This is a genomic window from Sphingobium sp. FG58 (genome assembly GCF_057809055.1).
Genome location: NZ_JBMDJF010000011.1, coordinates 1 through 24,384, shown reverse-complemented (window position 1 = coordinate 24,384; position 24,384 = coordinate 1). Strand labels below are relative to the sequence as shown.

At 64.8% G+C, this 24,384-nt stretch carries 22 protein-coding genes and 1 tRNA gene; 6 read left to right on the top strand and 17 right to left on the bottom strand.

What is annotated here, in order from left to right:
- Window positions 1–70: 70 nt before the first annotated feature.
- The 9 genes from ACODR8_RS13880 to ACODR8_RS13840 all read right to left on the bottom strand — a co-directional run bounded on the left by ACODR8_RS13880 (window position 71) and on the right by ACODR8_RS13840 (window position 7,054).
- Complete coding sequence (locus ACODR8_RS13880) at window positions 71–607, bottom strand: hypothetical protein (RefSeq protein ID WP_489007788.1); 537 nt, start codon at window positions 605–607, stop codon at window positions 71–73.
- Window positions 608–620: 13 nt separating this feature from the next.
- Entirely contained in the window at window positions 621–1,175 is a 555-nt protein-coding gene (locus tag ACODR8_RS13875; RefSeq protein ID WP_489007787.1) for a demethoxyubiquinone hydroxylase family protein, read from the bottom strand.
- The gene (locus tag ACODR8_RS13870) at window positions 1,172–1,657 is read right to left on the bottom strand and encodes a disulfide bond formation protein B (protein WP_489007786.1); all 486 of its coding nucleotides are present in this window, start codon (window positions 1,655–1,657) and stop codon (window positions 1,172–1,174) included. The genes ACODR8_RS13875 and ACODR8_RS13870 overlap by 4 nt, the downstream gene beginning before the upstream one ends.
- Window positions 1,658–1,834: 177 nt before the next feature.
- Entirely contained in the window at window positions 1,835–3,181 is a 1,347-nt protein-coding gene (locus ACODR8_RS13865; RefSeq protein WP_489007848.1) for a S41 family peptidase, read from the bottom strand.
- 121 nt (window positions 3,182–3,302) lie between these two features.
- Entirely contained in the window at window positions 3,303–4,520 is a 1,218-nt protein-coding gene (locus ACODR8_RS13860) for a murein hydrolase activator EnvC family protein (RefSeq protein WP_489007847.1), read from the bottom strand.
- A gap of 22 nt (window positions 4,521–4,542) precedes the next feature.
- Window positions 4,543–4,965 carry a 23S rRNA (pseudouridine(1915)-N(3))-methyltransferase RlmH gene (locus ACODR8_RS13855; protein ID WP_119743570.1) on the bottom strand — a complete coding sequence of 141 codons (423 nt, stop codon included), beginning with the start codon at window positions 4,963–4,965 and terminating at the stop codon, window positions 4,543–4,545.
- Window positions 4,966–5,007: 42 nt separating this feature from the next.
- Window positions 5,008–5,397, bottom strand: a complete 390-nt coding sequence (gene rsfS, locus ACODR8_RS13850) for a ribosome silencing factor (protein WP_006962280.1) — start codon at window positions 5,395–5,397, stop codon at window positions 5,008–5,010.
- Between the two features lie 12 nt (window positions 5,398–5,409).
- Window positions 5,410–6,075 carry a nicotinate-nucleotide adenylyltransferase gene (locus tag ACODR8_RS13845; RefSeq protein WP_489007846.1) on the bottom strand — a complete coding sequence of 222 codons (666 nt, stop codon included), beginning with the start codon at window positions 6,073–6,075 and terminating at the stop codon, window positions 5,410–5,412.
- A gap of 13 nt (window positions 6,076–6,088) precedes the next feature.
- Entirely contained in the window at window positions 6,089–7,054 is a 966-nt protein-coding gene (locus ACODR8_RS13840) for a PQQ-dependent catabolism-associated beta-propeller protein (protein WP_489007785.1), read from the bottom strand.
- A 141-nt stretch (window positions 7,055–7,195) separates the two neighbouring features.
- Here ACODR8_RS13840 and pedF point away from each other — a divergent pair, with 141 nt between their 5' ends.
- The 4 genes from pedF (at window position 7,196) to ACODR8_RS13820 (ending at window position 11,134) form a co-directional block, all read left to right on the top strand.
- Window positions 7,196–7,621, top strand: a complete 426-nt coding sequence (gene pedF / locus ACODR8_RS13835) for a cytochrome c-550 PedF (protein WP_489007784.1) — start codon at window positions 7,196–7,198, stop codon at window positions 7,619–7,621.
- Entirely contained in the window at window positions 7,611–8,480 is an 870-nt protein-coding gene (locus ACODR8_RS13830) for a substrate-binding periplasmic protein (RefSeq protein ID WP_489007783.1), read from the top strand. The genes pedF and ACODR8_RS13830 overlap by 11 nt, the downstream gene beginning before the upstream one ends.
- 112 nt (window positions 8,481–8,592) lie before the next feature.
- Complete coding sequence (locus ACODR8_RS13825; protein WP_489007782.1) at window positions 8,593–10,338, top strand: methanol/ethanol family PQQ-dependent dehydrogenase; 1,746 nt, start codon at window positions 8,593–8,595, stop codon at window positions 10,336–10,338.
- Between the two features lie 13 nt (window positions 10,339–10,351).
- On the top strand, window positions 10,352–11,134 hold the full coding sequence (locus tag ACODR8_RS13820) for a response regulator (protein WP_489007781.1): 783 nt from the start codon (window positions 10,352–10,354) through the stop codon (window positions 11,132–11,134).
- Between the two features lie 17 nt (window positions 11,135–11,151).
- Here ACODR8_RS13820 and ACODR8_RS13815 read toward each other — a convergent pair whose 3' ends face one another.
- The 8 genes from ACODR8_RS13815 to paoA form a co-directional block, all read right to left on the bottom strand.
- Window positions 11,152–13,371, bottom strand: a complete 2,220-nt coding sequence (locus ACODR8_RS13815) for a hybrid sensor histidine kinase/response regulator (protein WP_489007780.1) — start codon at window positions 13,369–13,371, stop codon at window positions 11,152–11,154.
- Window positions 13,368–14,510, bottom strand: coding sequence for an FIST N-terminal domain-containing protein (locus ACODR8_RS13810; RefSeq protein WP_489007845.1), 1,143 nt, complete (start codon window positions 14,508–14,510; stop codon window positions 13,368–13,370). Before ACODR8_RS13810 ends, ACODR8_RS13815 begins: the two co-directional genes overlap by 4 nt.
- Before the next feature lie 228 nt (window positions 14,511–14,738).
- Entirely contained in the window at window positions 14,739–16,259 is a 1,521-nt protein-coding gene (adh, locus tag ACODR8_RS13805; RefSeq protein ID WP_489007779.1) for an aldehyde dehydrogenase, read from the bottom strand.
- A 75-nt stretch (window positions 16,260–16,334) separates the two neighbouring features.
- A complete protein-coding gene (locus tag ACODR8_RS13800) occupies window positions 16,335–16,793 on the bottom strand; it encodes a pseudoazurin (protein WP_489007778.1) in 459 nt (152 codons plus the stop codon).
- 135 nt (window positions 16,794–16,928) lie between these two features.
- Window positions 16,929–19,232: a TonB-dependent receptor gene (locus ACODR8_RS13795; RefSeq protein WP_489007777.1), complete on the bottom strand. Its 2,304-nt coding sequence runs from the start codon at window positions 19,230–19,232 to the stop codon at window positions 16,929–16,931.
- Window positions 19,233–19,314: 82 nt separating this feature from the next.
- A complete protein-coding gene (gene paoC, locus ACODR8_RS13790; protein ID WP_489007776.1) occupies window positions 19,315–21,522 on the bottom strand; it encodes an aldehyde oxidoreductase molybdenum-binding subunit PaoC in 2,208 nt (735 codons plus the stop codon).
- Complete coding sequence (locus tag ACODR8_RS13785; RefSeq protein WP_489007775.1) at window positions 21,519–22,475, bottom strand: FAD binding domain-containing protein; 957 nt, start codon at window positions 22,473–22,475, stop codon at window positions 21,519–21,521. Before ACODR8_RS13785 ends, paoC begins: the two co-directional genes overlap by 4 nt.
- Window positions 22,472–23,110: an aldehyde dehydrogenase iron-sulfur subunit PaoA gene (gene paoA, locus ACODR8_RS13780; RefSeq protein ID WP_489007774.1), complete on the bottom strand. Its 639-nt coding sequence runs from the start codon at window positions 23,108–23,110 to the stop codon at window positions 22,472–22,474. The genes ACODR8_RS13785 and paoA overlap by 4 nt, the downstream gene beginning before the upstream one ends.
- A gap of 361 nt (window positions 23,111–23,471) precedes the next feature.
- Between paoA and ACODR8_RS13775 the strand changes: the two genes are divergently transcribed.
- Window positions 23,472–23,546: transfer RNA gene (locus tag ACODR8_RS13775), tRNA-Gly, on the top strand.
- A 580-nt stretch (window positions 23,547–24,126) separates the two neighbouring features.
- Window positions 24,127–24,384 (top strand): autoinducer binding domain-containing protein (locus tag ACODR8_RS13770; RefSeq protein WP_489007773.1); only part of this gene is annotated, 258 nt, incomplete at its 3' end.

The window sequence follows — 24,384 nt, the reverse complement described above, 5'->3', positions numbered from 1 at the left end:
CCCCTGTCATGTCCCGCCTTGCCCAAAGGCGGGGAGTCCTCATCCAGACGCCGCCCGGCGCCCGGACCCGTCAGGGTTGCGAAGCCGGGGCCGCCGCAGCCTTGGCTTTTTCCTCCGCCACGACCCGCGCTTCGATCGCGTCGCTGTCGGCGTCGATCGTGGACAGGCGCTTGCCCCGCTCGGCCTCGACCAGATCCTTCCAGCTTGCATTGTCGAGCGCCTGCCGCTCCGCCTTGGCCAGCCGCGCCAGCTGCGCGAAGCAGCCGGTCGCGCCGCCGCCGCCGACCGGCGAACAGCTTTCGGTGCCGGACCGGCCGACATATTCCATCGACCGAACCCGCTCGCCCCATGCCTGCTTGCTCGGTTCATTGGGGTCGCCGCGCAGCGGTTCGGGGATGCGATAGCGTTCCGCCTCGCCCTTGCGCGCGCACACGACGATATCGTCGCCCTGGCTTTGCGGGCAGGCGTCATCGCCATAGACGATGACCAGGTTGACCTTCTCGGTCGTCGGCGCGGCGGCAGCGGTAGGCGCGCTCGACGGCTGCGCCAGTGCGGGCATGGCCGCGCCCATCAGCAACAGCGCGGCGATCATCGGGGTCTTGGTCATCCGTCGGTCCTTTTCAGATGCGCTTCGACAGCGCGATGGCGGCCCGGCATCCCAAACGGATGGCGCCCGACAAGAGGAGGTAGGCAGGGGCCTGCTGCGCACCATGCGCCAGCGCGGCATCGCGATGCTCGACTTCCTCTGCCTGAAAATCCGCAATGGCGGTGGAGAGTTCCGGGTCGTCGCTGCCCAATTGCACTAATTGTTCGCCATAATGGCGGTCGATCTCGGTTTCGATCGCGGCAGTGCAGGCCATGGCAGCCTTGGGACCGATCGCCGCCGTCACGGCACCCAGTGCAAAGCCCGCAACATTCCAGATCGGCGCCAGCGCGGTCGGGCGCACACCGCGTCGCGCCATCATCGCGTCGAACGTCTGGCGGTGGCGTTCCTCCTGCGCAGCCATGCCGGCAATCACGCGTGCGTCGGGATGCCGATCGCCCATGACGGCGAGCTGCCCGGCATAGATGCGGGTCGCACCAAATTCGCCGGCCTGATCGACCCGCAGCATGGAGGCGCGATTCGTAGGCTTGCTGCGGCGACCGGGGCGGGGAAAATCCTGCTTCTCGCTCATGCGTTGCGTCCTTTGCGTGCCAGCAGCATCAAGATGGCGAGCGCACCACCCACCGACAAGAGGCCGTTATAACCCGCCAGCGAAATGCCCAGCAGGCTCCACGGCGCAACGTCGCAGCGGGTGATCGGCGTCGCCATGATCTGGTTCAATATGTCGGCTGCGCTGCCCCCGGCCGGCGATGTGGAGCAGGCGGTCAGCCCTTCCCACCAGCCATATTCGACCCCGGCATGGAACAGGCCGATGCCGCCGCTCACCGCGATGGCGATGGCCGCCAGCGTCGTGAACATCGCGCTGGTGCGGCGGTTGCCCTTCGCCGCAAAGGCCAGCAGCGCCAACCCGATCGCCACCATATGCGGGTAACGCTGCCACCAGCACATTTCGCACGGATGCAGCCCGCCCACATATTGCGACACATAGGCACCACCCAGCAGCGCCACGGGAATCAACAGCGCCAGCGCGCGAGCGAGGGGAAGTTTACTCATCACCCTCGCTTAAACCCCCCGGCACCTTTCGTCATGCTGAACTTGCGGGATTCCCACACCATCCGTTCGGGCTGAGCGAAGTCGAAGCTCACCACTGAGCGGAGCGAAGTGGCTTCGGCTTCGCTCAGCCACGCCCTTCGACTTCGCTCAGGGCGAACGGGAATGATAGGGAACCCCCTACTTCGCCCCCGGCTTCCTTGCCGCCGCCTGCGCGATGGTTGCGCCGGGCGTGCTGGCCAGGCGCGAAATCGTCTTGAGCGCATAGTCGAGCTGGAAATCCTCCACGCCCTTCTTCTTCAGCTCCTCGGCCGACATGGCGAAGCGCGGATCGTCCTTGGCATCTTCCTCCAGCGACTTGTCGTCGGTCTTGATCTCGTTGATCAAATGGCGGCGCAGGTCGCTTTCGCGATATTTGGGACGGTTCTTATAATCCGGGTCGGACAGTTGCGGCACGCGGATGTCGGGCTGGATGCCCCCTTCCTGCACGCTGCGGCCCGACGGCGTATAGTAACGCGCGGTCGTCAGCTTGAGCGCGGTAGTGTTCGACAGCGGCAACATCGTCTGCACGCTGCCCTTGCCGAAGCTGCGTTCGCCCATCACCAGCGCGCGATGCTGGTCCTGCAACGCACCCGCGACGATTTCCGACGCCGACGCTGATCCCGCGTCCACCAGCACGATCACCGGCAGACCCTTGGCGTCGTCACCCGGCTTGGCATAATAGCGTTCGACATCGCCCTTGGCCCGGCCGCGCTGCGACACGATCTCGCCGCGCTCCAGGAAGGCGTCGCTGACCGACACGGCTTCATCCAGCAGGCCGCCGGGGTTGGACCGCAGGTCCAGCACATAGCCGGTCGGCTTGTGGCCCAGCGACTTGTCGATGCTGCGGATCGCCTGCCGCACATCGGCCCCGGTATTGGCCGAGAAGCTGACGATGTTGATGACGCCGATGCCGTTCTTCACTTCCCACTTCACGGGCTTGAGCTGAATAATCTCGCGCGTCAGGGTCAGGTCGATCGGCTTGTCGCGGCCCGACCGCACGATCGTCAGCTTGAGCGAAGTGCCAGGCGCACCGCGCATCTTGTCGACCGCCTCGTCCAGCGTGCCGCCATAGATGAGCTGACCGTCAATATGGGTGATATAGTCGCCCGCCTTGATCCCCGCGCGCCAAGCGGGGGTATCCTGCGTCGGTGCAATCACCTTGACCGCGCCATCCTCCTGCGTGACCGACAGGCCCAGGCCGCCATAGCTGCCTTCGGTCTGGGTGCGCAGATTCTGGAAATCCCGCGCGTCGAGGAAGCTACTGTGCGGATCGAGGCTGGCCAGCATCCCGTCGATCGCGCCCTTGATCAGCTTTTCATCGTCGACTTTCTCGACATAGTCGCTGCGGACCTTCTGGAACACGTCCATGAATTCATCGAGCGCCTTGTAGCTCGACGCCTCCCCATCGGCGAGCGCCGCAGTGGTGGCGGGAATGAGCGCAAGCGCCCCAAGCGCAAGCGCGCCCTGGAGGAAGGGAGATTTCATGGGCATCCTTGATTCCGGCATCTGCGACCCATCATAAGCCGATTCGCGTCCCGACGCAAAAGCGCGCTTCGACGAGTGTTGCGCAGGATCGATGAGCGTCGGGTTAATGGAGGCGTGATCTTCATCCCAGTCCCACTAGCGGCACGATATCCACCGGCCGCCCGTTGCGGCGCAATTCTATCGTGATGGTGGGCCGACCGGGGCCGGTGATCGCGACGGGGTCGCCCTGCCGCACGCTGTCGCCCACTTGCGCGGTCACGCGATGCAGGCCGGTGATCAGTGTCGTCCAGCCCTGACCATGGTCGATGATCAATATCTGGCCATAGCCGCGATACGGCCCGGCAAAGGCGATGCGCCCGGCGGTCGGCGCGACGGCCTGCGCGCCAGCCTGCGTCACCAGCGTCAGCCCGCGCGACCGGACGCCGCCGTCATTGACCTCGCCCATGCCCGTGACAAGCTGGCCGACGACCGGCAGGCGATAGGGTGGCGGGCCGCTCAGCGCGACCGTGCGTTCCGGGGCAGGGGCTCCGGTCTGATCGGGACGGGCGGGGCGCAGCAGCGGGCCGGGCAGCGCGGCCAGCTGTTCGCGCAGGTCGCCCGCTTCCTCCAGCCGATCCATCAGGTCGACAATGTCCCGCGCCCTCTCGCCCAGCGCCAGCGCGCGTTCGCTCTCCAACCCCGCATTGGTACGATAGTCGCGCGCGGCGACCCGCTTCTGCGTCTCCAGTGCGGCGAGCTGCGCCTGCCGATCCTTGCGCTGCTGCTGGCTAACCGCCAGCGCGTCCGCAGCCCGTTGCGCCGTCGCCCGCAGCGCCCGGCTGCGCTCCAGTTCCGCGCGCAGCCCCGCGGTGCGCTGGCGGATCACCGGTAGCACCTGCCCCAGCACCGCGCGCATATGCACGGCATCGGTCACCGATCCGGGCTGGACCAGCGCCAGTGCCAGCGGGCGGCGCGCCATCATCTGGAGCGCGGCGGTCAGCCGCACCACCGGTTCCTGCTTGGCCGCCAGCCGCGCCGCCTGCGCTCGCTGCATCCGCGCGACGATGGCAATGCGCGCCTGCGCGCCCGCTATGTCGGCTTCGGCCTGCTGGATGCGCGCGGCCATGGCGGCGGCGCGGCGACGTGCCTGTTCGGCCTCGTCGCGCGCCGCGCCGGCCTGCTGGTCGAGCCGGGCGGACCGATCGCGCGCCTCGTCCGACTGGCGACGTGCGGCCTTCAGCGCGGCCTGTTCCTGCTGCAATGTGGTCCCGGCCGTACCCGGCAGGATGATCGCCCCGTCATCGGCGGCGGGCAGGCGCGATGCGGCCAAGGCTCCAAGGCCCGCCAGCATCGCGATCATGATCCTGCCCCGCTTCACCGGGCTATCCTTCGCGATGATAGGGGTGGTTGGCAAGGATGGAGCAGGCCCGCCACAATTGTTCGGCCAGCATCGCGCGCGCCATCATGTGCGGCCAGGTCATGGCGCCAAAGGCGATCAGCAGGTCCGCATTCGCCCGGTCCGCGTCATCGAACCCGTCCGCCGCGCCGATCAGGAAACGGCATTCGCGCGTCCCCGCGTCGCGCCACCCCTCGATCCGCCGGGCAAAGTCCATGGACGAAAGCTGCTTGCCCTTTTCGTCCAGCATCACCGTGACGGTGCCGGGCGCTTGCGGGGGCAGCTTGCCGCCCCTATCGGGCATTTCGGTGATCTTGTGCGGCATGGTCAGCCGCTTGACATAGCGGTCGACCAGATCGGCTTCGGGCGACCGCCCGATCTTCCCGCGCGCGATGATGTGGAGGAGCATGGCCCCTCCTACCCCGTCACCGCGCGCCAGTGGAAGCGCGTTTTACGCCGTCCCCGCGACCGGTGCGTCGACAAAGCCCCACATCCGTTCCAGATTGTAGAAGCTGCGCACTTCGGGCCGGAACAGATGGACGATCACGTCGCCTGCGTCGATCAGCACCCAGTCGGCGACCGGCAGCCCTTCGATGCGGCACGAACGACCGGTGCCTTTCTTGACCCGCTCGGCCAGATGCTGGGCGATCGCCGCGACCTGACGCGACGAACGACCGCTCGCAATCACCATATAATCGGCGATGCTGCTCTTGCCTTCGAGGGGGATGGAAATGGTTTCCTGGGCCTGGTCGTCGTCGAGCGACTGCATGACGAGGGCGTGCAGGGCAGCCACGCTATCGGCCGCTGCGGCCGTATCGTTGGCAATAAGGGGTCTGGTCAAAAAAGCTCCATTCTAGACGATCAGCCGACGCGTGAGCGGGTCCCGCACACGTGCTTGTTCATATTCGCGATGCCAGAGGGGGTTCGCCTGCCGAAACAGGGTCGCCGATCTTGGATCAGGGCGAAAGCGCAATAGCACGAGCGCCGGCGGTCTCCAATTCGTCCAGCCTGCTTTCTGGCAAGCGGGCAGGACGAAGCGCCGCAGCCAGCTCATGGCCACAGAGCCACGGGCCTGATCATCATAGCCCGGACGGGCGATCACGGCAATGGGCATTTGCCGGGCAATGCCGCGCCAGTCCTTCCATTGGGCAAATTGCGCCAGATTATCGGCCCCCATCAACCAGATGAAGCGATTGCGCGGGTAGCGACGGGTCAGCGTGCGCAGCGTATCGGCGGTATAGCGGGTGCCCAGCTGCGCCTCGATCGCGGTCGCGCGAATCGGCGCGCGGCGCGCGACCTTGCGCACGTGGGCCAGCCGGGCGGGCAGGGGGGCCATGCCGGCGCGGGGCTTCAACGGATTGCCGGGCGACACCAGCCACCACACCTCGTCCAGCCCCAGCGCCTTGGCTGCGAACAGCGAAATCGCGCGATGCCCGCCATGGGCCGGGTTGAAGGAGCCGCCGAGCAGGCCGATGCGTGTCATCATCCCGCCATGCCATCTGGCGCACCGCGCCGCAATCGTGGCCGAGCGGTCAGGGTGCCGCCACGATGCCCCAGGGTGCGGCCCCGACCGCGATGGTCGCAACCACCTGCGCCCTGGCCAGGTCGATCACCGATACCGAATCGGACAGTCCGTTGGCGGTATAGACTTTGGTGCCATCCGCGCTGACCGCGACATGCCACACCCGCTTGCCCACCGGCACATAGGCGCGAACGGTGCGGGTCGCGACATCGACCAGCGCGACATGATCGGCCCGGCCCAGCGCGACGATCGCGGTCCGCCCATCAGGGGTGAAGCGGATGCCGCAGGGCAGGATGCGGTGCGCCGCAACGCCCGGAATCGCAAAACGGATCGTCTCGCGCACTGCATGGCTTTTCGTGTCGATGATCTGGACCGTGCCACCAATTTCCGCCGCGACCCATAGTTGCGCACCGTCGGCGGTAAATTCGACATGGCGCGGGCGCTGGTCGGTCTGCGTTTCGGCCACCATCTGGCGCTTGGCCACGTCGATCCAGTTGACGACTCCATCCTCCTCGGATGTCACCGCTACCCATTGCCCGTCCGGGCTTTGCGCCACCCCCTCCGGCTCGCCGCCGACATCGACCTGAAAGGCGACGGTGCGGCTGGCCAGATCAATGGCGGTCAGTGCGGCATCATCCTCATTGGCGACGAACAGGGTCGCGCCGTCGCGGGAGAGGAAAAATTGCTCCGGGTCCTGGCCCGACGGCAATTCGGCGACCAGCCTGCCTGTGGCGCGGTCGATCACCTGCACCGCATGGTCGGCGCTGGCGCAGATATAGAGGTAGCGGCCATCCTTCGACAGGGTGATGCCGCGCGGGCGGCCACCCACCGCCCATGTCGCGGTCACCTGACCCGACCGCGTATCGACCACCGACACGCTGTCGCCTCGCTCGTTGGAAACATAGAGGGTTTCGCCCTGCGCCGCGGCGGGCAGCGCCAGCCAGACGGCCCAGATGGCCATGCCGATGCGCTTCATAAACCCTGATCCTCTCGCCTCTTTGCCCGCCATCCTATCGGCTGTCAGGCACGAGCAGGATTGTACCAATGGTCAATGGGCTGCGCGATCGCCTTGGCCGATATTCAGGTCAACGAGAATTTGGCTGTGAGGATGAGGCATATGAAACTGGGACGGATCACGCTGCTGGGTGCCATTGTCACGTTTGGCATGACTGGGGCGAGCGCGCTGCGGGCGCATGGTGACGTGACGCCGCAGGCAGTGGATACGACGGCGCTGCCGGAGATTGGCGACAGCTGGTTGGAAAAAAACCCCTATAGTGGCAATACCAACGCGATTCAGGTCGGCCAGTCGGCCTATGGCCAGAATTGCGCGCGCTGCCATGGGCTGGACGCCGAATCCGGCGGGATCGCGCCGGACCTGCGCTATCTGGAGGCAGGCGAAACCGGCGACCAATGGTTCGCCGAACGCTTCCGCCATGGGTCCAGCCACGACGGCAAAGTCTATATGCCGCCCTTTGGCGACGTGCTGGGTCAGAAGGCGGGCTGGGCGATCCGCGCCTGGCTTGAAACCAAGCATGAGGGATAGGGCGACGCTCAGCCGCCGCGCTCTGATCGGCGGGGCAGGCGCGGCGCTTGCACTCGCGGCGGGCCGCGGCGGCGCAGCCCCGCTGGCGAAGGTCAAGGCGCTCGGCACATTGCGGGTGGTGGTCTATCAGGACAATCGCCCCTGGTCGTGGGAGGAGGGCGGCCAGATCGTCGGCCTCGACGCCGATCTGGCGCAGGCGATTGCGGCCAAGCTTGGCGTGCGCGCCGATGTCGCGCAACTGGTCGCGGACGAAAGCGTCGATGATGACCTGCGCAATGGCGTGTGGAAGGGCGGGCTGCTGGGCTTCATGCCTGGCGACCTGATGCTGCATGTCCCCTTCGACCGCAGTTTCGCCGCGCGCAACGATCAGGTCGCGATCGTCGCGCCTTATTATCGCGAGAGCTTCGCGCTGGCCGGTGTCGGTGGCGCGGTCGCGCTGGAAGGGATGCCGACGCAGTGGCGCGGCGCCAAGCTGGCGGCCGAACTGGACTCCATTCCCGACTTCTATCTGATCGGATCGTTCGGCGGGATATTGGCGAAGGATGTCGTCCATTATCCGACCGGATCGGCGGCGGTGGCGGCGGTGACGGCCGGGCAGGCGGACGCTGTCCTGGCGAGCCGGGCGCAGATCGAACATGGGCTGCACCGTGCGGGCGCTGGCCGGGTTACCCTGCGCCGGGGACCGCTGCCTGCCTTCACCTCGCCCGGCTGGGATATCGGCATGGCGGTCAGGGAAAATAGCCGCACGCTGGGCGATGCGGTGGAGCAGATCGTCACCGCCATGGCGGCAAGCGGCGAGATGAAGGCGCTGTTCGCACGCTATGGCGTCAGCTGGACCGCAGCCAACGCGGCAGGTTGAGCGCCGACCCCAATATCCCGACCCAAGGTCCAATTGCTGCGCCAGCCGCGCGGCATAGTCTGCACATAAACCGGGGGCGTCCAACGCGCCCCTACACACAGGGAGGATGGTTATGAAGGGACCGATCATGCGGGCGCTGTCGGGCGTCGCCGCGATCACGCTGGCGATGGGGGCCGCGCCGCTGGTGGCACAGGGCGGGCCGACCGATGCGGACCTGATGAACGACGCCAAATCGACCGGCGACGTGCTGACCTACGGCATGGGACCGCAGGCGCACCGTTTCAGCAGCTTGAACGCCATCAACAGCGGTAACGTGTCGAAAATGGTCCCCGCTTTCTCCGCTTCGCTGGGCGGCGAAAAGCAGCGCGGACAGGAAGCGCAGCCGATCGTCTATGACGGCACCATCTATGTCACCGGCAGCTATTCGCGCCTGTTCGCCTTCGACGCGCGCACGGGCGAGGAAAAATGGCAATATGACGCCCGTCTGCCCGACGGGATCATGCCCTGCTGCGACGTGGTCAACCGGGGCGCGGCGATCTATGGCGACAAGATCATCTTCGCCACGCTCGACGCCCGGCTGGTGGCGCTCAACCGCAACACGGGCAAGGTGATCTGGAACAAGCAGATCGCCGATTATAAGGAAGGCTATAGCGCCACCGCCGCGCCGCTGATCGTCAACGGCATGGTCATCACCGGCAATTCGGGCGGCGAATTCGGTGTCGTCGGCGCGGTCGATGCGCGCGACGTCAACACCGGCGAGTTGATCTGGCACCGCCCGGTGATCGAAGGCCATATGGGCACGCTCAAGGGGCAGGATAATGGCATCACCGGTAAGCTCAACGCGACCTGGCGGGGCGATCTGTGGAAGAGCGGCGGCGGCGCGACCTGGCTGGGCGGCACCTATGATCCCGACACCAACCTGCTCTTCTTCGGCACCGGCAACCCCGCACCCTGGAACAGCCATCTGCGCCCCGGCGACAATCTCTACACCGCCTCGACCTTGGCGATCGATCCGGCCACCGGCGTCATCAAATGGCATTATCAAACCACGCCGCATGACGGCTGGGATTTTGACGGGGTCAATGAATTCATCCCCTTCGATGCCACCATCAACGGCAAGCCGATGAAGCTGGGGGCCAAGGCCGACCGCAACGGCTATTTCTTCGTCCTCGACCGCACCAACGGCAAGTTCATCAGCGCCAACAAATTCGTCATGCAGACGACATGGGCCAATGGCTTCAACAAGAATGGCAAGCCCAATTATATCCCCGAAGGTCGCCCGCCAGCGCCCGGCGATGCCAAGGGCAAGCCGGTATTCGCCTCGCCATCTTTTCTGGGCGGCAAGAACTGGATGCCGATGGCCTACAGCCACGACACCGGTCTCTTCTACATTCCGTCCAACGACTGGGGCATGGACATCTGGAACGAACCGATCGCCTATAAAAAGGGCGCGGCCTATCTGGGCGCGGGCTTCACCATCAAATCGATCGCCGACGATCATATTGGCGCGTTGCGGGCGATGGACCCCAAGACCGGCAAGATCGTGTGGGAATATAAGAATAAGGCGCCGCTCTGGGGCGGGGTGCTGACGACCGGCGGCAATCTGGTCTTCACCGGCACGCCCGAAGGCTTCCTCAAGGCGTTCGACGCCAGGACCGGTCAGGAATTGTGGAAGTTCCAGACCGGGTCCGGCGTGGTCGGTTCGCCTGTCACCTGGGAACAGGATGGCGAACAATATGTCGCCGTCATGTCCGGCTGGGGCGGCGCTGTGCCTTTGTGGGGCGGCGAAGTCGCCAAATCGTTCAAGGACATTAATCAGGGCGGCGCGCTCTGGGTGTTCAAGCTGCCGAAGTCATAAGGGAGAGAAGGTCATGATCGTCATGGGACGCGGCAGCTATGCGATGCACGCTCCGGCACCGCCGCCTTGCGCTTTGCGGCTTGCCACGTCCCATGACTTGGCCGATCATTCGGGCTTGGGGCAGGATATGGGCCAATATATGGGCGGTGAAGCTATCATGGAGCGGGTGCTGATCGTCGATGATCATCCGCTCGTGCGCGACGGGTTGCGCAGCGTCATCGCGATCAGTTTCGACAATATCGAGATTTTCGAGGCGGCGACGCTGGAGGATGCCGTCGCCACGCTGGAAAAGCAGGATAATTTCGATCTCATCCTGCTCGACCTTCACATCCCCGATGTGCGGCGGCTCGATGGCCTCAAGCTGCTGCGTGACCGTTTTCCGATCCTGCCGGTGGTGATGGTGTCGGGCGCGTTCGACCGCGCGATCGTGCAGGAGGCGTTGGCCGCGGGCGCGGCGGGGTTCATCCCCAAATCCTTGAAGCGCAGCGCCATCGTCGATGCTTTGCATCGGGTCGTGTCCGGCGAAATCTACCTGCCCGAAACCATGGGCGAGGGCGCGGCGCCTTCTGCCGACGAGGATGACATTACCCGCCGGATCGACAGCCTGACCCCGCAGCAGAAAACCGTGCTGGGCCATCTGGTCAACGGCCGCCTCAACAAGCAGATCGCCCACGACCTCAACGTGTCGATGACCACGATCAAGGCGCATGTGTCGGCGATCCTCCAGAAGCTGGGCGTGCTGAGCCGCACCCAGGCAGTGATCAAGGCAAACCGGGTGCATTTCCGCGTCGACTGACCGGCGCGACAGGCGGTCTATTTCAACATCGTCCGCAGCAGCGCGCGCAACTGGGCGGGCTTGACCGGCTTGCTCAGCAGCGGAATGCCGCAGGCGTCCAGCCGGACCTTCAGATCCTTGCCCCGATCGGCCGAAATCATGACTGCCGGCACCGGCCCGCCAAAATGGGCGCGCAACCGGTCGATCACATGGTCGCCGGTCTCGCCGTCATTCAGATGATAGTCGATCAGGATGATGTCGGGCTTCGCATCGTCTGCGAACAGGGCGGTCGCATCGGCAAAGCCGCCTGCCGCCCGCACGGTGCAACCCCAGCCCGCCAGCAGGATGGACATGCCGGTCTGGATCGCCCGTTCATTGTCGATCACCAGCACGTTAAGGCCGCGCATGGTGCGATCACGCCCGACTATGTTCGGCTCGCTGTCGGGATCGGCCACCGGCTCGCCCGCAGGCAGGCAAATCGCAAAGGTCGATCCGCGACCGGGCGCGGAATCGAGCGTGATCGGGTGGCCCAGCATATCGCTCGCCCGCTTGACGATGGCCAGGCCCAGCCCCTTGCCGCTGGTGCGGGTATCGAGCCGCCGAAACTCCTCGAACACCAAAGCCTGCTTGTCGATTGCAATGCCGGGGCCGCTGTCGACCACGCTGATGCGCACGCCATCGGGTCCGCTTGTGCAATCCACCCGCACTGATCCCTGCTGGGTATAGCGCAGCGCGTTGGACAGGAAATTCTGCAGGATGCGCCGCAGCAGCCGGATGTCGGAACGCACCCAGGCCGGTTCGCTGGTGATCGCCAGCTCCAGCCCGGCCGTGCGCGCCATCGGCGCAAATTCCACGCGCAGCGTGTCGAGCAGCCGGTCGAGCCGGAAATCGCCAATCTCCGGCTGGATCGCGCCTGCGTCCAGACGGCTGATCTCCAGCAGCGCCTCCAGCAGATCCTCGACCGAATCGAGCGCGGTCGATGTCTGGTTGACCAATGCGCGGGTCGGCAGCGCCAGCCGCCGGTCGCCCAGCGCCGCGACGAACAGCCGCGCGGCATTTAATGGCTGGAGCAGGTCGTGGCTGGCGGCGGCCAGAAAGCTGGTCTTGGACAGGTTGGCCTTTTCCGCCGCCGTCTTGGCGTCGCGCAACTGCGCCTCGATCGCCCGCCGTTCGGCGATCTCGGTCTCCAGTTCGGCGGTGCGCTCGGCCACCCTGCGCTCCAGCGTCTCGGCGGTTTCCTGCAAACCCGCCTGCGCGCGCAACATGGCGGTGACGTCGGTAAAGCCGATCACCTGACCGCCCCGCTCCAGCGCAGTGCTGCGCAGCTCGAAACTGCGTGTTCCCGTATGGACCAGCGCGTGCAGCGGCTCGCCGCCCGGTCGGTCGCCCCGCCAGTCGAGGCAGCCGCCATCGGCCATGCCCAGCTGATCGCGGCACCAGCCCACCAGCGCGCCATGACTGCCGCCCTCCTGCGCCCAGTCGCCCGGCAGGTCGAGCAGATGCTGCAGCGCCTCGTTCCACGCCGCGACCCGCCCCTGCGCGTCGAACAGGCACACGCCTTCGGACAGATTATCCAGCGTCGATTGCAGGATCAGGTTGCGCTCTGCCAGTTCCAGCGCCCGGTTGCGCGCGTCCTGCGCCTTCACCTCGGTAATGTCGGTATAGATGCCGACGATGCCGCCTTCGCTGGTGCGCAGTTCGTTGATCTGGACCCAGCGTCCGTCGGCCAGCGCCTGGACATGGCCGCCATCGGCCACGCTGTGGCGGGCCAGCCGGTCCGATACCCAGCGGTCGGGCGCAACCAGCGATCCGGGCGTGCGGTGATGCGCGGCAGCGAGCCGGGCAAGCTCGTCAAAGGACAGGCCTTCACGAACCTGATCGGCGATTTCCGGCCAGAAACCCAGATAGGCCTCGTTGAACAGGACCAGCCTGTCCTCGGCATCGAACAGGACGAAGCCTTCATTGATCGAATCGATCGCGTCGCGCAGCCGGGTCTGCGCCGCGTCGGCGCTGGCATGGGCCTGTGCCAGATCGGCGTTGGCGATGGCCAGGCGGCCCAGCGCATCCTCCAGTTCCACGGTCCGCTCCCGCACCATCGCTTCCAGCGTGATCGCGGTCTCGAACATCGAAAAAGCATTGCCCGCCATGTCGTTCGACCGTTCGACCCGGTCGATCAGCGCGGCATTGATCTTGCGCAGCTTGCGGTTTTCTTCCCGCAACATGTCCAGCTCGCTGTCGGGTTCAGGCGAAACGCTCATCGCCCGATCGCAAGTCCGCTGAAGGTCTGGTTGACGTGCAGCGCATGATATTGCTCGCCATAGGTGTTGAAGCCGATGACGCGGTGACGGCCATAGAGTTCGGACACGACGCGGCTGATCTGCCGCTGCTTGGCGTCGATGCGGTTCAGCACGCAATCGAAGGCGATGATCCGGTCTATCGTGCCGACATGGGCGGCGATGTCGGCAAACATCGCTTCCATCCCCGCGATCCGGTCCACCGGCTCGCCCACGGTCAGCACGATGCCCTCGTCTATCGCGCAGTAGAAGGTCAGGCTGCCATCCGGGTTGGCGCTCTGGATCGACCGGACATGATAGTCGCCGCCCGCCCGTACCATCGGCGGATGAGCGGCATAAAAGGCCAGGCCCAGTTCCTCCCCGGCATGACCTGCCAGCCGCAGATATTCCTGCGCGGCGGGTTCGGCATTGATTTCGGTGACGATACGGTCCTGCGTGATCGCGCCGGTCACTACCATCTTGGCCGCGCCGGGGCGGTAATGCTGGCCCTTGAATACATGAAGCGGGCGGGGGGTGGACAGGATGGCGATGACGGCGGCCCGGTGGTGGAAGCGGCCGCCCTGGAAGATCGCCGTTTCCCGGAAATCCAGACCGTCGCCCGATGACCCGCCGATCAGCGGCACGTCGCCCAGCGCATCCTGTATCGTCATCGTCAGCAATTCTTCGCGATGGGACAGGCCATCGACCAGGAACAGTGCGACATGGTTGACCCGATCACCCAGATGGCGGCTGTCGCGTTCGGCCACCGCAACGAGCGACCGGACGGCTTCCCGTGCGGCGACGGGATCGAAGGCGTCGATACCGTCGAAACAATGGGACACCATATGGAAGCTGGCGGCAGGAAAGCCGACGACGCTCAGACTATCCTCGTCATAGCCCGCCTCGGTCAGTTCGCCCGAGCTGGTGCAGCCGATCGCGACCGCCTGTTTGCCATGGCGATTGACCGCACGGGCCAGCGCATCGCGGTCGAAACGGTGCGAGCAAAAGAGCAGCATCCCGGCCAGCGGCGTATCGCCCAGCGCACTGGCAACCTGCGCCATCGCATCGGCCGGATCAGGCATGTGGCTAGACGCAAAGCCGATGTCCGCCGCCTCCATGCTCATCTTGCTCTCTCCCATCGCATTCCCCTTTTTTCAGGGGTTATGCACTGTGCTGCCCATTTGTCACGTCAGGTCATGAGCGCCTGCGCCGCGTCGGCCACCAATATGCGGGATGGAAGCGGGAGCGTCACGGCCAGAGCTTCCTTCCATAAAATGTGGCGGACGCCCGTGGGGACGCCCGCCGAGGGACGAAGGCGCTCAGGGGAACGCGCGCGCCTTCGACGCGACCCTTTAGAAAAAGCCCAATGCCTTGGGGCTGTAGCTGACCAGCAGATTCTTGGTCTGTTGATAATGGTCCAGCATCATCTTGTGATTTTCGCGACCAATGCCCGACTGTTTGAATCCGCCGAACGCGGCATGGGCCGGATAGGCATGATAGCAATTGGTCCACACCCGCCCGGCGTGAATGCCCCGGCCCATGCGATAGGCGCGGCTGCCATCGCGAGTCCACACGCCAGCACCCAGGCCGTAGAGCGTGTCATTGGCGATGGCGAGCGCTTCGGCCTCATCCTTGAAGGTGGTGACGGCGAGCACCGGACCGAAAATCTCCTCCTGAAAGATGCGCATCCTGTTGTGGCCCTTCAGGACGGTGGGCGTGACATAATAGCCCTCGCTCAGTTCGCCATCCAGGTGGGCGCGCGCCCCGCCGGTCAGCAGCTCCGCCCCTTCGGCCAGGCCGATCTCGATATAAGAGAGGATCTTTTCCAGCTGGTCGTTCGACGCCTGCGCGCCGATCATGGTGGCCGGGTCGAGCGGGCTGCCCTGCTTGATCGCCTTCACCCGCGCAATGGCGCGCTCGATGAACTTTTCGTAGATTGATTCCTGGATCAGCGCGCGGCTGGGGCAGGTGCAGACTTCGCCCTGATTGAGCGCGAACATCGCAAAGCCTTCCAGGCATTTGTCGAAATAATCGTCATCCGCGTCCATCACGTCGGCAAAGAAGATGTTGGGCGATTTGCCGCCCAGCTCCAGCGTGACGGGAATCAGATTCTCCGACGCATATTGCATGATCAGGCGGCCGGTCGTCGTTTCGCCAGTGAAGGCGATCTTGCTGATCCGCTTGTTGCTGGCGAGCGGCTTGCCTGCCTCCACGCCAAAGCCGTTGACGACGTTCAGCACGCCGGGCGGCAGCAGGTCGCCGATAATGTCGAGCAGCACCAGGATCGACATGGGCGTCTGTTCGGCGGGTTTCAGCACGATGCAATTGCCCGCAGCCAGCGCCGGGGCCAGCTTCCACACCGCCATCAGGATCGGGAAGTTCCAGGGGATGATCTGGCCGACCACGCCCAGCGGTTCGTGGAAATGATAGGCGATCGTATCATGGTCGATCTCGCTGATCGACCCTTCCTGCGCGCGGACGCAGCCGGCGAAATAGCGGAAATGGTCGATGGCCAGCGGAATGTCGGCGTGGGTCGTCTCGCGGATCGGCTTGCCATTGTCGATCGTCTCGGCCATCGCGATCAGGTCCAGATTAGCCTCCATCCGGTCGGCAATCTTGAGCAGGACGTTCGACCGGTCGGTCGAGGATGTCTTGCCCCACGCATCCTTCGCCTTGTGCGCAGCGTCCAGCGCCAGCTCGATATCCTCGGCCGTCCCGCGTGCGATGCTGCCCACGACCTTACCGGTCACGGGCGAGAGATTATCGAAATAGCCGCCCCTGACCGGGGCGACCCACTGGCCGCCGATATAATTGTCATATTGGTCACGGATCAGCGTCTTGCCGGTGAACCGCTCCATCGCCTGTTGCAGCATTGCCCTACTCCTATACTGTCGAAATTGGCTGAAAACATGCCGCGGCGACTGGGGCCGGGCCATTGCACCTTGGGTCTATTTCACTTTGGCAAGCGCCGCCGTCATCCGCTTGGCGGCAAAGGGCGGCAGCTTGACCGCTTTGGCCGCCGTCAGCTCTGCGGCGGACACCTTGCCCACCTGCACCAGCGCGACCATGCCCATCGAATAATGGGGCATACATTTGATGCCGTAGAGACCGGGCTTGGCGACGGTCAGCGCCATCTCCTTGTTCATCACGCCCTTCACCGGCGTCGCGCCTGCGGGCAGCATATTGGCCATCGTCTCTGCATTATGGCTGGGGTCGCTCGGCTTGAAACGGATCGTGTCGCCGGGCGCTGCCTTTACGAAGGACGGCTCGAACACCATCGCCCCGTCGGCACCCTGATTCTTCATATGGACGACAATGTCCTTCGCTGCGGCGGGCAGCGGCGAAAGGAGCAGGGCGGCAGCGGCAAGGCCACCTGACAGGCGCAGGTCGATCACATCACTCTCCATGAATCGCACGGCTCATGGCCGCTGGATTGCTGCAAGAGTGCGGCCGGAGCGCGCCAGCGCACAATGGTCCTTTGGTCCTATGCGGGGAGGCGTTGGCCCGACCCCTGCCGATCGTCGCCCATCTTGATCCGGGCTTCAGAAACGCGCCCTGATCCCCACGTGCCAGCGGCGCGGTGCGCCCGGCCCATAGGCGCGGGGATTGGATGCGTCCGGCGCCTCCTCCAGTTCGACCTCGTCGACTTCGCTGAAGGTGCCGAAGGTCGCGTAGCGCCGGTCAAAGGCGTTGCGCACCTCGCCGAACAGGCTGACGCCGCGCACCACCTCCACGCTCGCGCGCAGGTTGACGGTGGCGTAGCCAGCGAGGCGCGGCGTATCATTCCCCTCGTCACCGACCAGATATTGGCCGGTTCGCGCGATCACATCGCCGCCGACAGACCAGCCTTTCCCGGCATAGTCCAGATTCAATGTCGCGCTATGCCGGGCGATGCCGGGCAGGCGGTCGCCGCGTTCGACCGCGATCAACCCGTCCTCGTCCGATGTCGGATTGGCCGGGCTGGAAAGACTGAGCGGCGCGCGATAGGTCGCATCGGTGAAGGCATAGCTCAGGCCAGCGCTCAGGGCGCCCCGGCGCGCGCGGATCGTCGCTTCCACCCCTTGCCGCCTCGTGTTGCCGATATTGCGGAAATAGGCACGCCCCCGGATTTCCGACGCGACATATTGAATGTCGTTGCGATTGTCAGTGCGCCACGCCGACAACAGCCAGTCGACCGCAAAGCCACCGACCTGCGCCTTGCCCTTCCCCCCTGCTTCCCAGCTTTTGGCGACCACCTGCTTCAATGGCGGATCGGCGATGAAGAAATTGGTCAGGCTGCACGGCGCATTTTCATCGGCGCAGGACAGTTCGGCCGGGGTTGGCACGCGATTGCTTTGTGCATAGCCCGCACGCAGCACCAGTGCATCGGACAGTCGATAGTCGAATTCGATGCCGGGGTTCAGCCGGGAAAAGTGATGCTGGCCATTGAGCGCAGTGCCGATCTGGTCCTGCAACACCACCCGCGCCCGGTTGTAGCGCAGCGCGATTTCGGCGGACAGGCGCGGGGTGATCGGCAGCCGGTCCTGCACGAACACACCCCAATAGTCGGTATGGGCGACCAGCCCTACTGGCGCGATCGCGCCGTCAGGCTGGATTATGATCGGTCCCAGCCCTTCGACGCTGCGCTCGTCGGTCATCGCGCCCAGCTCGGTGGACGTGTCGAAGCGGGTGCGGCTTGTGTCGTAACTCAGCCCCAGCGCCAGATGATTGTCGCCCGCACCCAAAGCGCGCTGGTCAATCAGCTGCACCAGCGCGCCCATCGCCCGCGTCACGGTGCGGCCCCGATTAAGGACGCCATAGCCTTCACCGCCCAGCCTGTCGGTGATCGGATCGCCATTGGCATCGGTCAGGACCGCCTGTTCTTCCTCACCCTCTGCATCGCCCACCGTCTCCAAGCAGAGCAGACCCGATTCATCCTCGCAGCCTTCAATGTCGGCAGCATCCCCGTTGACGCTCCGTAGCGTCAGCTTCTGGGCATAGAGCGTTCCTTCGATCCGCGTCCTGTCCGACAGCGCAACCCAGGGGTGCAGGCTGATCCGGCCATAGCGGCTGGCGCTATTGTCGGGCCAGGTGAACACTGCGCGCCGATCGACCGCGAGTAGTTCGACCGGGGACACGCCATTGCCGGTCAGGTCGGTCTCCGCCCCCACCAGCTTCAGGTGCAGGCCACCGCCAGCCGTGTCGAAGCCCAAGTCGATGTAACCATTATAAAGGGTGGAGGGAGAAAAGGCGCGCCAACCATCGTCGCGCCTATATTGTAATGCGGCAAAGGCGCTGAAATCGCCCCGCGCGGCTCCAGCCGCGACGCTGGCTTCGGTCATGCCGAACCGGCCCTGGGACAGGCTGGCCTCCAGCCCCGGATCGCTCAAGCCTGTCTTGGTGTCGATCAGCAGCGCCCCGCCCAGCGCATTGAGGCCATAGACCGCGCTCTTGTCGAGCAGGCTGATCCGCGCAATCGCGGCTTCGGGCAACAGGTCGAACTGCATCGTGTCGCCAAAGGGCTGGTTGAAGCGCGCGCCGTCCAGATAGACGGCGATCCCCTGCGCCTGCCCCTGAAGCGGCGAAGCGACGAAGCCGCGATAGACCAGATTGGGCTGCCACGGGTTGTTCTGCGCATCCTGCAACGTGACGCCCGCAAAATTGCGGACCAGCGCGCCGAGCAGATCAGGACTGCCACCCTTGTTGATGTCCGCTGCGGACAGCGACAGGCCATCGTCGCTGTCAATGCCGCCGCCCGGCGCAGTGACGATGATCGGCTGGCGCGTCGCTTCCGTCTCGTCCGCCCGCGCGACGCCGACACACAGCGCCATCGCGCTGGTTGCCAGCAGCGCCGTCACGCCCTTCATGCCGTCCTCCCTTTATTATGTTTGGGAGGAAGGCTAGGGGGTGGGTGGACGGCGCTCTATTAGACCTTGGGTCGGTTGCGCGTCAGCTCATTTGCGCTTTCAGCAATTTGTCGATGGTCAGCGGATAGTCGCGCAGCCGCAGCCCGGTGGCGTTGTAGATCGCATTGGCGACCGCTGCCCCTGCGCCGCAAATGCCCAGTTCGCCCACACCCTTGGCCTTCATCGGCGAACTTTTATCGTCCAGCTCGTCGATGAACAGCACGTCCTGCTCCGGTATGTCGGCATGAACCGGCACGGCATATTCCGCCATGTCATGATTGATGAACAGGCCAAATCGGGTGTCGACCTCCAGCGCCTCCATCAATGCCGATCCAGCCCCCATGGTCATCGCGCCGATCACCTGACTGCGCGCGGATTTGGGATTGAGGATGCGCCCGGCGGCGAACGCCCCGCCCATGCGGCGGATGCGGACTTCGGCAGTGTCGATATCCACCCCAACCTCACAAAAATGCGCGCCGAACGTCGCCTGGACATAGCGTTTGTCGAGATCGCCAAACTCGATACTATCTTCCGCCCACAGCCCCTCGCGACCCGCCAGTGCGGCCAGCGTCTGCGACTGGTTGCCCATTTTCACCAGCCCATCGTCAAACTGCGCCTGATCGATCGGATAGCCCGCTTTCTCCGCCAGCTTCGCCCGCAACGCCATGGCGGCGGCATAGACGCCCGCGGTGGAGCTGTTCGCCCCCCATTGCCCGCCAGAGCCAGCCGATGCGGGGAAGCGGCTGTCGCCCAGCCGCACGATGACGTCGTCCAGCGACACGCCCAGCATTTCCGCCGCAGTCTGACCGATGATGGTATAGCTGCCCGTGCCGATGTCGGTCATGTCGGTTTCGACGATGACCTTGCCCGCGCCGTCTACGCCGATTCGCGCGCCCGACTTACCGACCAGATTGTTGCGGAAGGCGCTCGCTACCCCCATGCCGACAAGCCAGCGACCATCGCGGACCTTGCCGGGCTTGGGGTTGCGCTTGGCCCATCCGAACCGGTCCGCCCCGGCGCGCAGACACTCCACCAGCTTGCGGCTGGAATAGGGGCGCTGCGTTCCGGCTTCGGGATCATATTGCACGTCGTTGCGGATGCGCAGCTCCACCGGATCGACGCCGCAGGCTTCGGCCAGTTCATCCATCGCCACTTCCAGCGCCAGCAGGCCGACCGCTTCGCCCGGCGCACGCATGGCATTGCCTTCGGGAAGGTCGAGTGTCGCCAGCCGGTGCGCCGTCATACGGTGTGCGCCGCCATAAAGCAGCCGCGTCTGCATCGCCGCCGTCTCAGGACCGCCGCCGGGCAGGTCTCCCGACCAGACTTCATGGCCGATGGCGTCGATCACCCCATTTTTGTCCGCGCCGATGCGGATGCGCTGGATCGTTGCGGGGCGATGGGTGGTGTTGTTGGGGATCTGGCTGCGGGCGATCGCGACCTTGACTGGCCGTCCGATTTGCTTCGCCCCCAATGCCGCGAGCAGCGCGTCGGCGCGCAGGAACAGCTTGGCCCCGAAGCCACCGCCAATATAGGGAGATACCAGCCGCACATCGGCCTTCGGAATGCCCAGCGTCTTGGCGACTTCTCCCACGCTCCAGGCAATCATCTGGTTGGCCGTCCATAGCGTCAGCTTGTCGCCGTTCCATGCCGCCGTGGTGGCGTGGGGTTCCAGCATCGCATGGCTGTGATCGGGAGTGGTGTAACGCTGGTCGATCTTGACGGCGGCCTTGGCAAAGGCTCCGTCAAAATCGCCAACAGCGCTGTCGGTCGCTCCACCGAAGCCACCAGCTGGCGGTTTGACGGCATTGCCCTGTTCGGCGGCCAGGTCGAACTTGCCGTCCTGTGGCGCATAATCGATCCGTACCAGCTTGGCGGCGGCACGCGCATTTTCAAATGTATCGGCGATGACCAGGGCCAGCGCCTGATCATAATGCATGATCGCCGGGCCACCCAATAGCGGGGCGGTGTTGAAATTGCCCTTGCCCAGCTTCCCGGCATTGGCGTGGGTGACGATGCCCAGCACGCCGGGCGCCGCTTCGGCAGCGCGCAGGTCCATGGCCGCGATCGTTCCCTTGGCGATCGCTGACCCGACGATCCAGCCGTAGGCCGCATTGGGCGCGGCATCATGGCGTTCATAGGCATAGGGCGCGCTGCCGGTGACCTTGGCCGGGCCATCGATCCGGTCATGGGCGACGCCGACGACGCGACCCTTGTCGATGGGATTGGTGGTGGCGGGCGTATCAAACTTCACGACCGGGCCTCCTTCTGGCGATAGAGTGACTCCAATGTCCGTTCGACCAGCGTCTTTTTGAAGTCATTATGATGCGTGGTGCGCGCGCCGCTCAGCGCTGCCTCCGCCACAGCCTTGGCCCCCGATGATGCGGCAGCGTCCGCGACGGGCGTTCGCCATGGCTTGGCCCCGATCCCGCCAAAGGCGAAGCGGCCGCCACCATCCTTGCCGAACACTGCCGCCACCGACACCAGCGCAAAGGCGTAGGATGCACGGTCGCGCACCTTGCGATAGACATGGGTGCCACCGATCGGCTTGGGCAGGGTGATCGACGTGATGATCTCGCCGCTTTTCAGCGCAGTTTCGACATGGGGGGTGTCACCGGGCAACATATGGAAATCGGCAATCGGAATAGCACGCGCCACCCCGTCCGCGCCGACTGTATCGATCTGCGCATCCAGCAATCGCATCGCCACGGCCATGTCGCTGGGATGCTGGGCGATGCAGGCGTCGCTGACCCCCAATATCGCCAGGCTGCGACTGATCCCGCCGATCGCGCCGCAGCCGCTGCCGGGCTTGCGCTTGTTGCACGGCATGTTGGTGTCGTAAAAATAGGGGCAGCGGGTGCGCTGGAGCAGATTGCCCGCCGTGGTCGCCTTGTTACGCAATTGCCCCGATGCACCCGCCAGCAGCGCGCGGCTCAGAACGCCATAGTCGCGGCGCACCGCCTTGTCGGCCGCCAGATCGGTGTTGCGAACCAGCGCGCCGATGCGCAGGCCGCCTTCCGGCGTTGGCTCGATCCGATCGAGACCCAGATGATTGACATCGATCAGATGGGTCGGCGTTTCGATCTGGAGCTTCATCAGGTCGAGCAAATTGGTGCCGCCCGCAATGAAGCGCGCGCCCTGCGTCAAGGCCGCGGTTTTGGCGGCGTCCGCGACACTGGTCGCGCGGCTATAGGTAAAGGGCTTCATGCCTTCGTCTCCCCGGCCACGTCATTCATGGCGGCGATGATGTTGGGATAGGCGGCGCAACGGCAGATATTGCCGCTCATTCGCTCACGCAGTTCGCTGTCGGATAGCGATACCTTGTCCAGATCCGGCGTGACATGGCTGGGGATGCCCGCTGCAATCTCGTCCAGCACCGCGACCGCCGAGCAGATCTGCCCCGGCGTGCAATAACCGCACTGATAGCCGTCATGGGTGATGAAGGCGCGCTGCATCGAGTGCAGCTTGTCGGGCGTGCCCAAGCCCTCGATCGTCGTCACCTTGTCACCATCATGCATCACCGCCAGCGTCAGGCAGCTGTTGATCCGCCGTCCCTCGACAATGACGGTGCAGGCGCCGCACTGGCCCTGATCGCAGCCTTTCTTGGTTCCGGTCAGATGAAGATGCTCACGCAGCGCGTCGAGCAGGGTGGTGCGCGGGTCAAGTTGCAGATGCACCTCGCGCCCGTTCACGGTCAATTCCACGGGGATCATCCCGGTTCCTTCCTTGGCTGTCTGCCGTGCGGTGGCGGCGGCACCGGCAGGCGCCAGCGCGGGTGCCGCGGCGGCGATCGCCGCGCTACCCTGCAACAGGGAGCGGCGCGTGAGATGATCGGACGGCATGGCGGCTGCTTCCTCCTGTTCGGTCTGTCATACGAAGAGACGCGACAAATGATCCGCCGCTTGGTCGAAATATGGGATCGAATGGCAAGATTAACAGAATGACCCGGCAGGCAAAGTTGCAAAATGCCACGCGGGCGTTTTTGTACGACGCGAATCACCCAATGGCACGGAACAGCGGTTTCGTGGCGACGCAGTTGCCAAGGCCATCGGGCGCGACAAGCGCAAAGCCCCGCGAAGCCGCCGTCCCTGAAGGGGGCGGAAGGAATTTCATGGTCCTGGCAATTCTCCCCTTGCCCATCCTGAAAAGCGCTGCTAGTTGCCCGCCTCACCCGACGGGGACAGCGTCTCCATCAAGCGCCGAGCGGGCGTAGCTCAGGGGTAGAGCACAACCTTGCCAAGGTTGGGGTCGAGGGTTCGAATCCCTTCGCCCGCTCCAGAAATCATCGAAAAATCAATGGTTTCTGGGGCGATTGGCCAAGTTTTCATATTACGCGACCTCTGGAAAAGCCTAAAGTAATAAGGACGTAATATGCTGCGCGCGTATTTGCGGGCGGTTCTGGCGTAGGTAGAGCCACTGAAAATCTGGTTTCCGCAGAAGCTGGCCGGGCAATGTAGCGGTGAGAACCCTCCCGAAGGAGTAGGTCTGCTGGCATAGTCACGGGGTTCTCCGGCCAGCCTGGCGATCGCGCATCCTTCTTCCCAAGGCGTATGGACTGTCACCTACTCGGGAGAGAGGCTGACTTCTGTCGGCTGCAGAGGACTGCGTGGTCGAGGTTGCGCGCTTGGCAATTCCACATGATCGTCATGCAATTGTCACATGGCGAAAATGCCATAAGCTATTCGCTCATCTCGTTTCGCCGATCGTTGTGAGGACGGGCGGGGAGCGCATAGAATGAGGAAGGCGAATCGCGAGACCTGCGGGTTGGGAACGCCCTTGCGGTCGATTATATGTCATGGGTCGTTATCGACGGTTAGATGCCCTTGCCGCTGGATTAGCAGAGGCATCGGAAATGCACATGCTCTACGAATTCTTGGCGCGGATCGCGCGGGAAATGGGTTTCGACTATTTCGCGCTGGCTGAGCACATCGATCTCAGGATGCCACAACAGCAACCTCTTCAAATCCACAATTATCCACACGGCTGGGCCGCCTATTATGTGGACAGGGACCTAGGGCCGCGTGATCCTATCCGACGGGCCAGCCACCGGACCCATCTGGGCTGTCAATCGGCGTCCAAACGGGCCCCCTTATCGGCGCGCAAAAGGGACCCCCCG

Bases quoted from the DNA above. Each gene is read 5' to 3' on its own strand.
- ACODR8_RS13880 (WP_489007788.1), bottom strand. From the start codon at position 607: ATGACCAAGACCCCGATGATCGCCGCGCTGTTGCTGATGGGCGCGGCC.
- ACODR8_RS13875 (WP_489007787.1), bottom strand. From the start codon at position 1,175: ATGAGCGAGAAGCAGGATTTTCCCCGCCCCGGTCGCCGCAGCAAGCCT.
- ACODR8_RS13870 (WP_489007786.1), bottom strand. From the start codon at position 1,657: ATGAGTAAACTTCCCCTCGCTCGCGCGCTGGCGCTGTTGATTCCCGTG.
- ACODR8_RS13865 (WP_489007848.1), bottom strand. From the start codon at position 3,181: ATGAAATCTCCCTTCCTCCAGGGCGCGCTTGCGCTTGGGGCGCTTGCG.
- ACODR8_RS13860 (WP_489007847.1), bottom strand. From the start codon at position 4,520: ATGATCGCGATGCTGGCGGGCCTTGGAGCCTTGGCCGCATCGCGCCTG.
- ACODR8_RS13855 (WP_119743570.1), bottom strand. From the start codon at position 4,965: ATGCTCCTCCACATCATCGCGCGCGGGAAGATCGGGCGGTCGCCCGAA.
- ACODR8_RS13840 (WP_489007785.1), bottom strand. From the start codon at position 7,054: ATGAAGCGCATCGGCATGGCCATCTGGGCCGTCTGGCTGGCGCTGCCC.
- pedF (WP_489007784.1), top strand. From the start codon at position 7,196: ATGAAACTGGGACGGATCACGCTGCTGGGTGCCATTGTCACGTTTGGC.
- ACODR8_RS13830 (WP_489007783.1), top strand. From the start codon at position 7,611: ATGAGGGATAGGGCGACGCTCAGCCGCCGCGCTCTGATCGGCGGGGCA.
- ACODR8_RS13825 (WP_489007782.1), top strand. From the start codon at position 8,593: ATGAAGGGACCGATCATGCGGGCGCTGTCGGGCGTCGCCGCGATCACG.
- ACODR8_RS13820 (WP_489007781.1), top strand. From the start codon at position 10,352: ATGATCGTCATGGGACGCGGCAGCTATGCGATGCACGCTCCGGCACCG.
- ACODR8_RS13815 (WP_489007780.1), bottom strand. From the start codon at position 13,371: ATGAGCGTTTCGCCTGAACCCGACAGCGAGCTGGACATGTTGCGGGAA.
- ACODR8_RS13810 (WP_489007845.1), bottom strand. From the start codon at position 14,510: ATGAGCATGGAGGCGGCGGACATCGGCTTTGCGTCTAGCCACATGCCT.
- adh (WP_489007779.1), bottom strand. From the start codon at position 16,259: ATGCTGCAACAGGCGATGGAGCGGTTCACCGGCAAGACGCTGATCCGT.
- ACODR8_RS13800 (WP_489007778.1), bottom strand. From the start codon at position 16,793: ATGGAGAGTGATGTGATCGACCTGCGCCTGTCAGGTGGCCTTGCCGCT.
- ACODR8_RS13795 (WP_489007777.1), bottom strand. From the start codon at position 19,232: ATGAAGGGCGTGACGGCGCTGCTGGCAACCAGCGCGATGGCGCTGTGT.
- ACODR8_RS13785 (WP_489007775.1), bottom strand. From the start codon at position 22,475: ATGAAGCCCTTTACCTATAGCCGCGCGACCAGTGTCGCGGACGCCGCC.
- paoA (WP_489007774.1), bottom strand. From the start codon at position 23,110: ATGCCGTCCGATCATCTCACGCGCCGCTCCCTGTTGCAGGGTAGCGCG.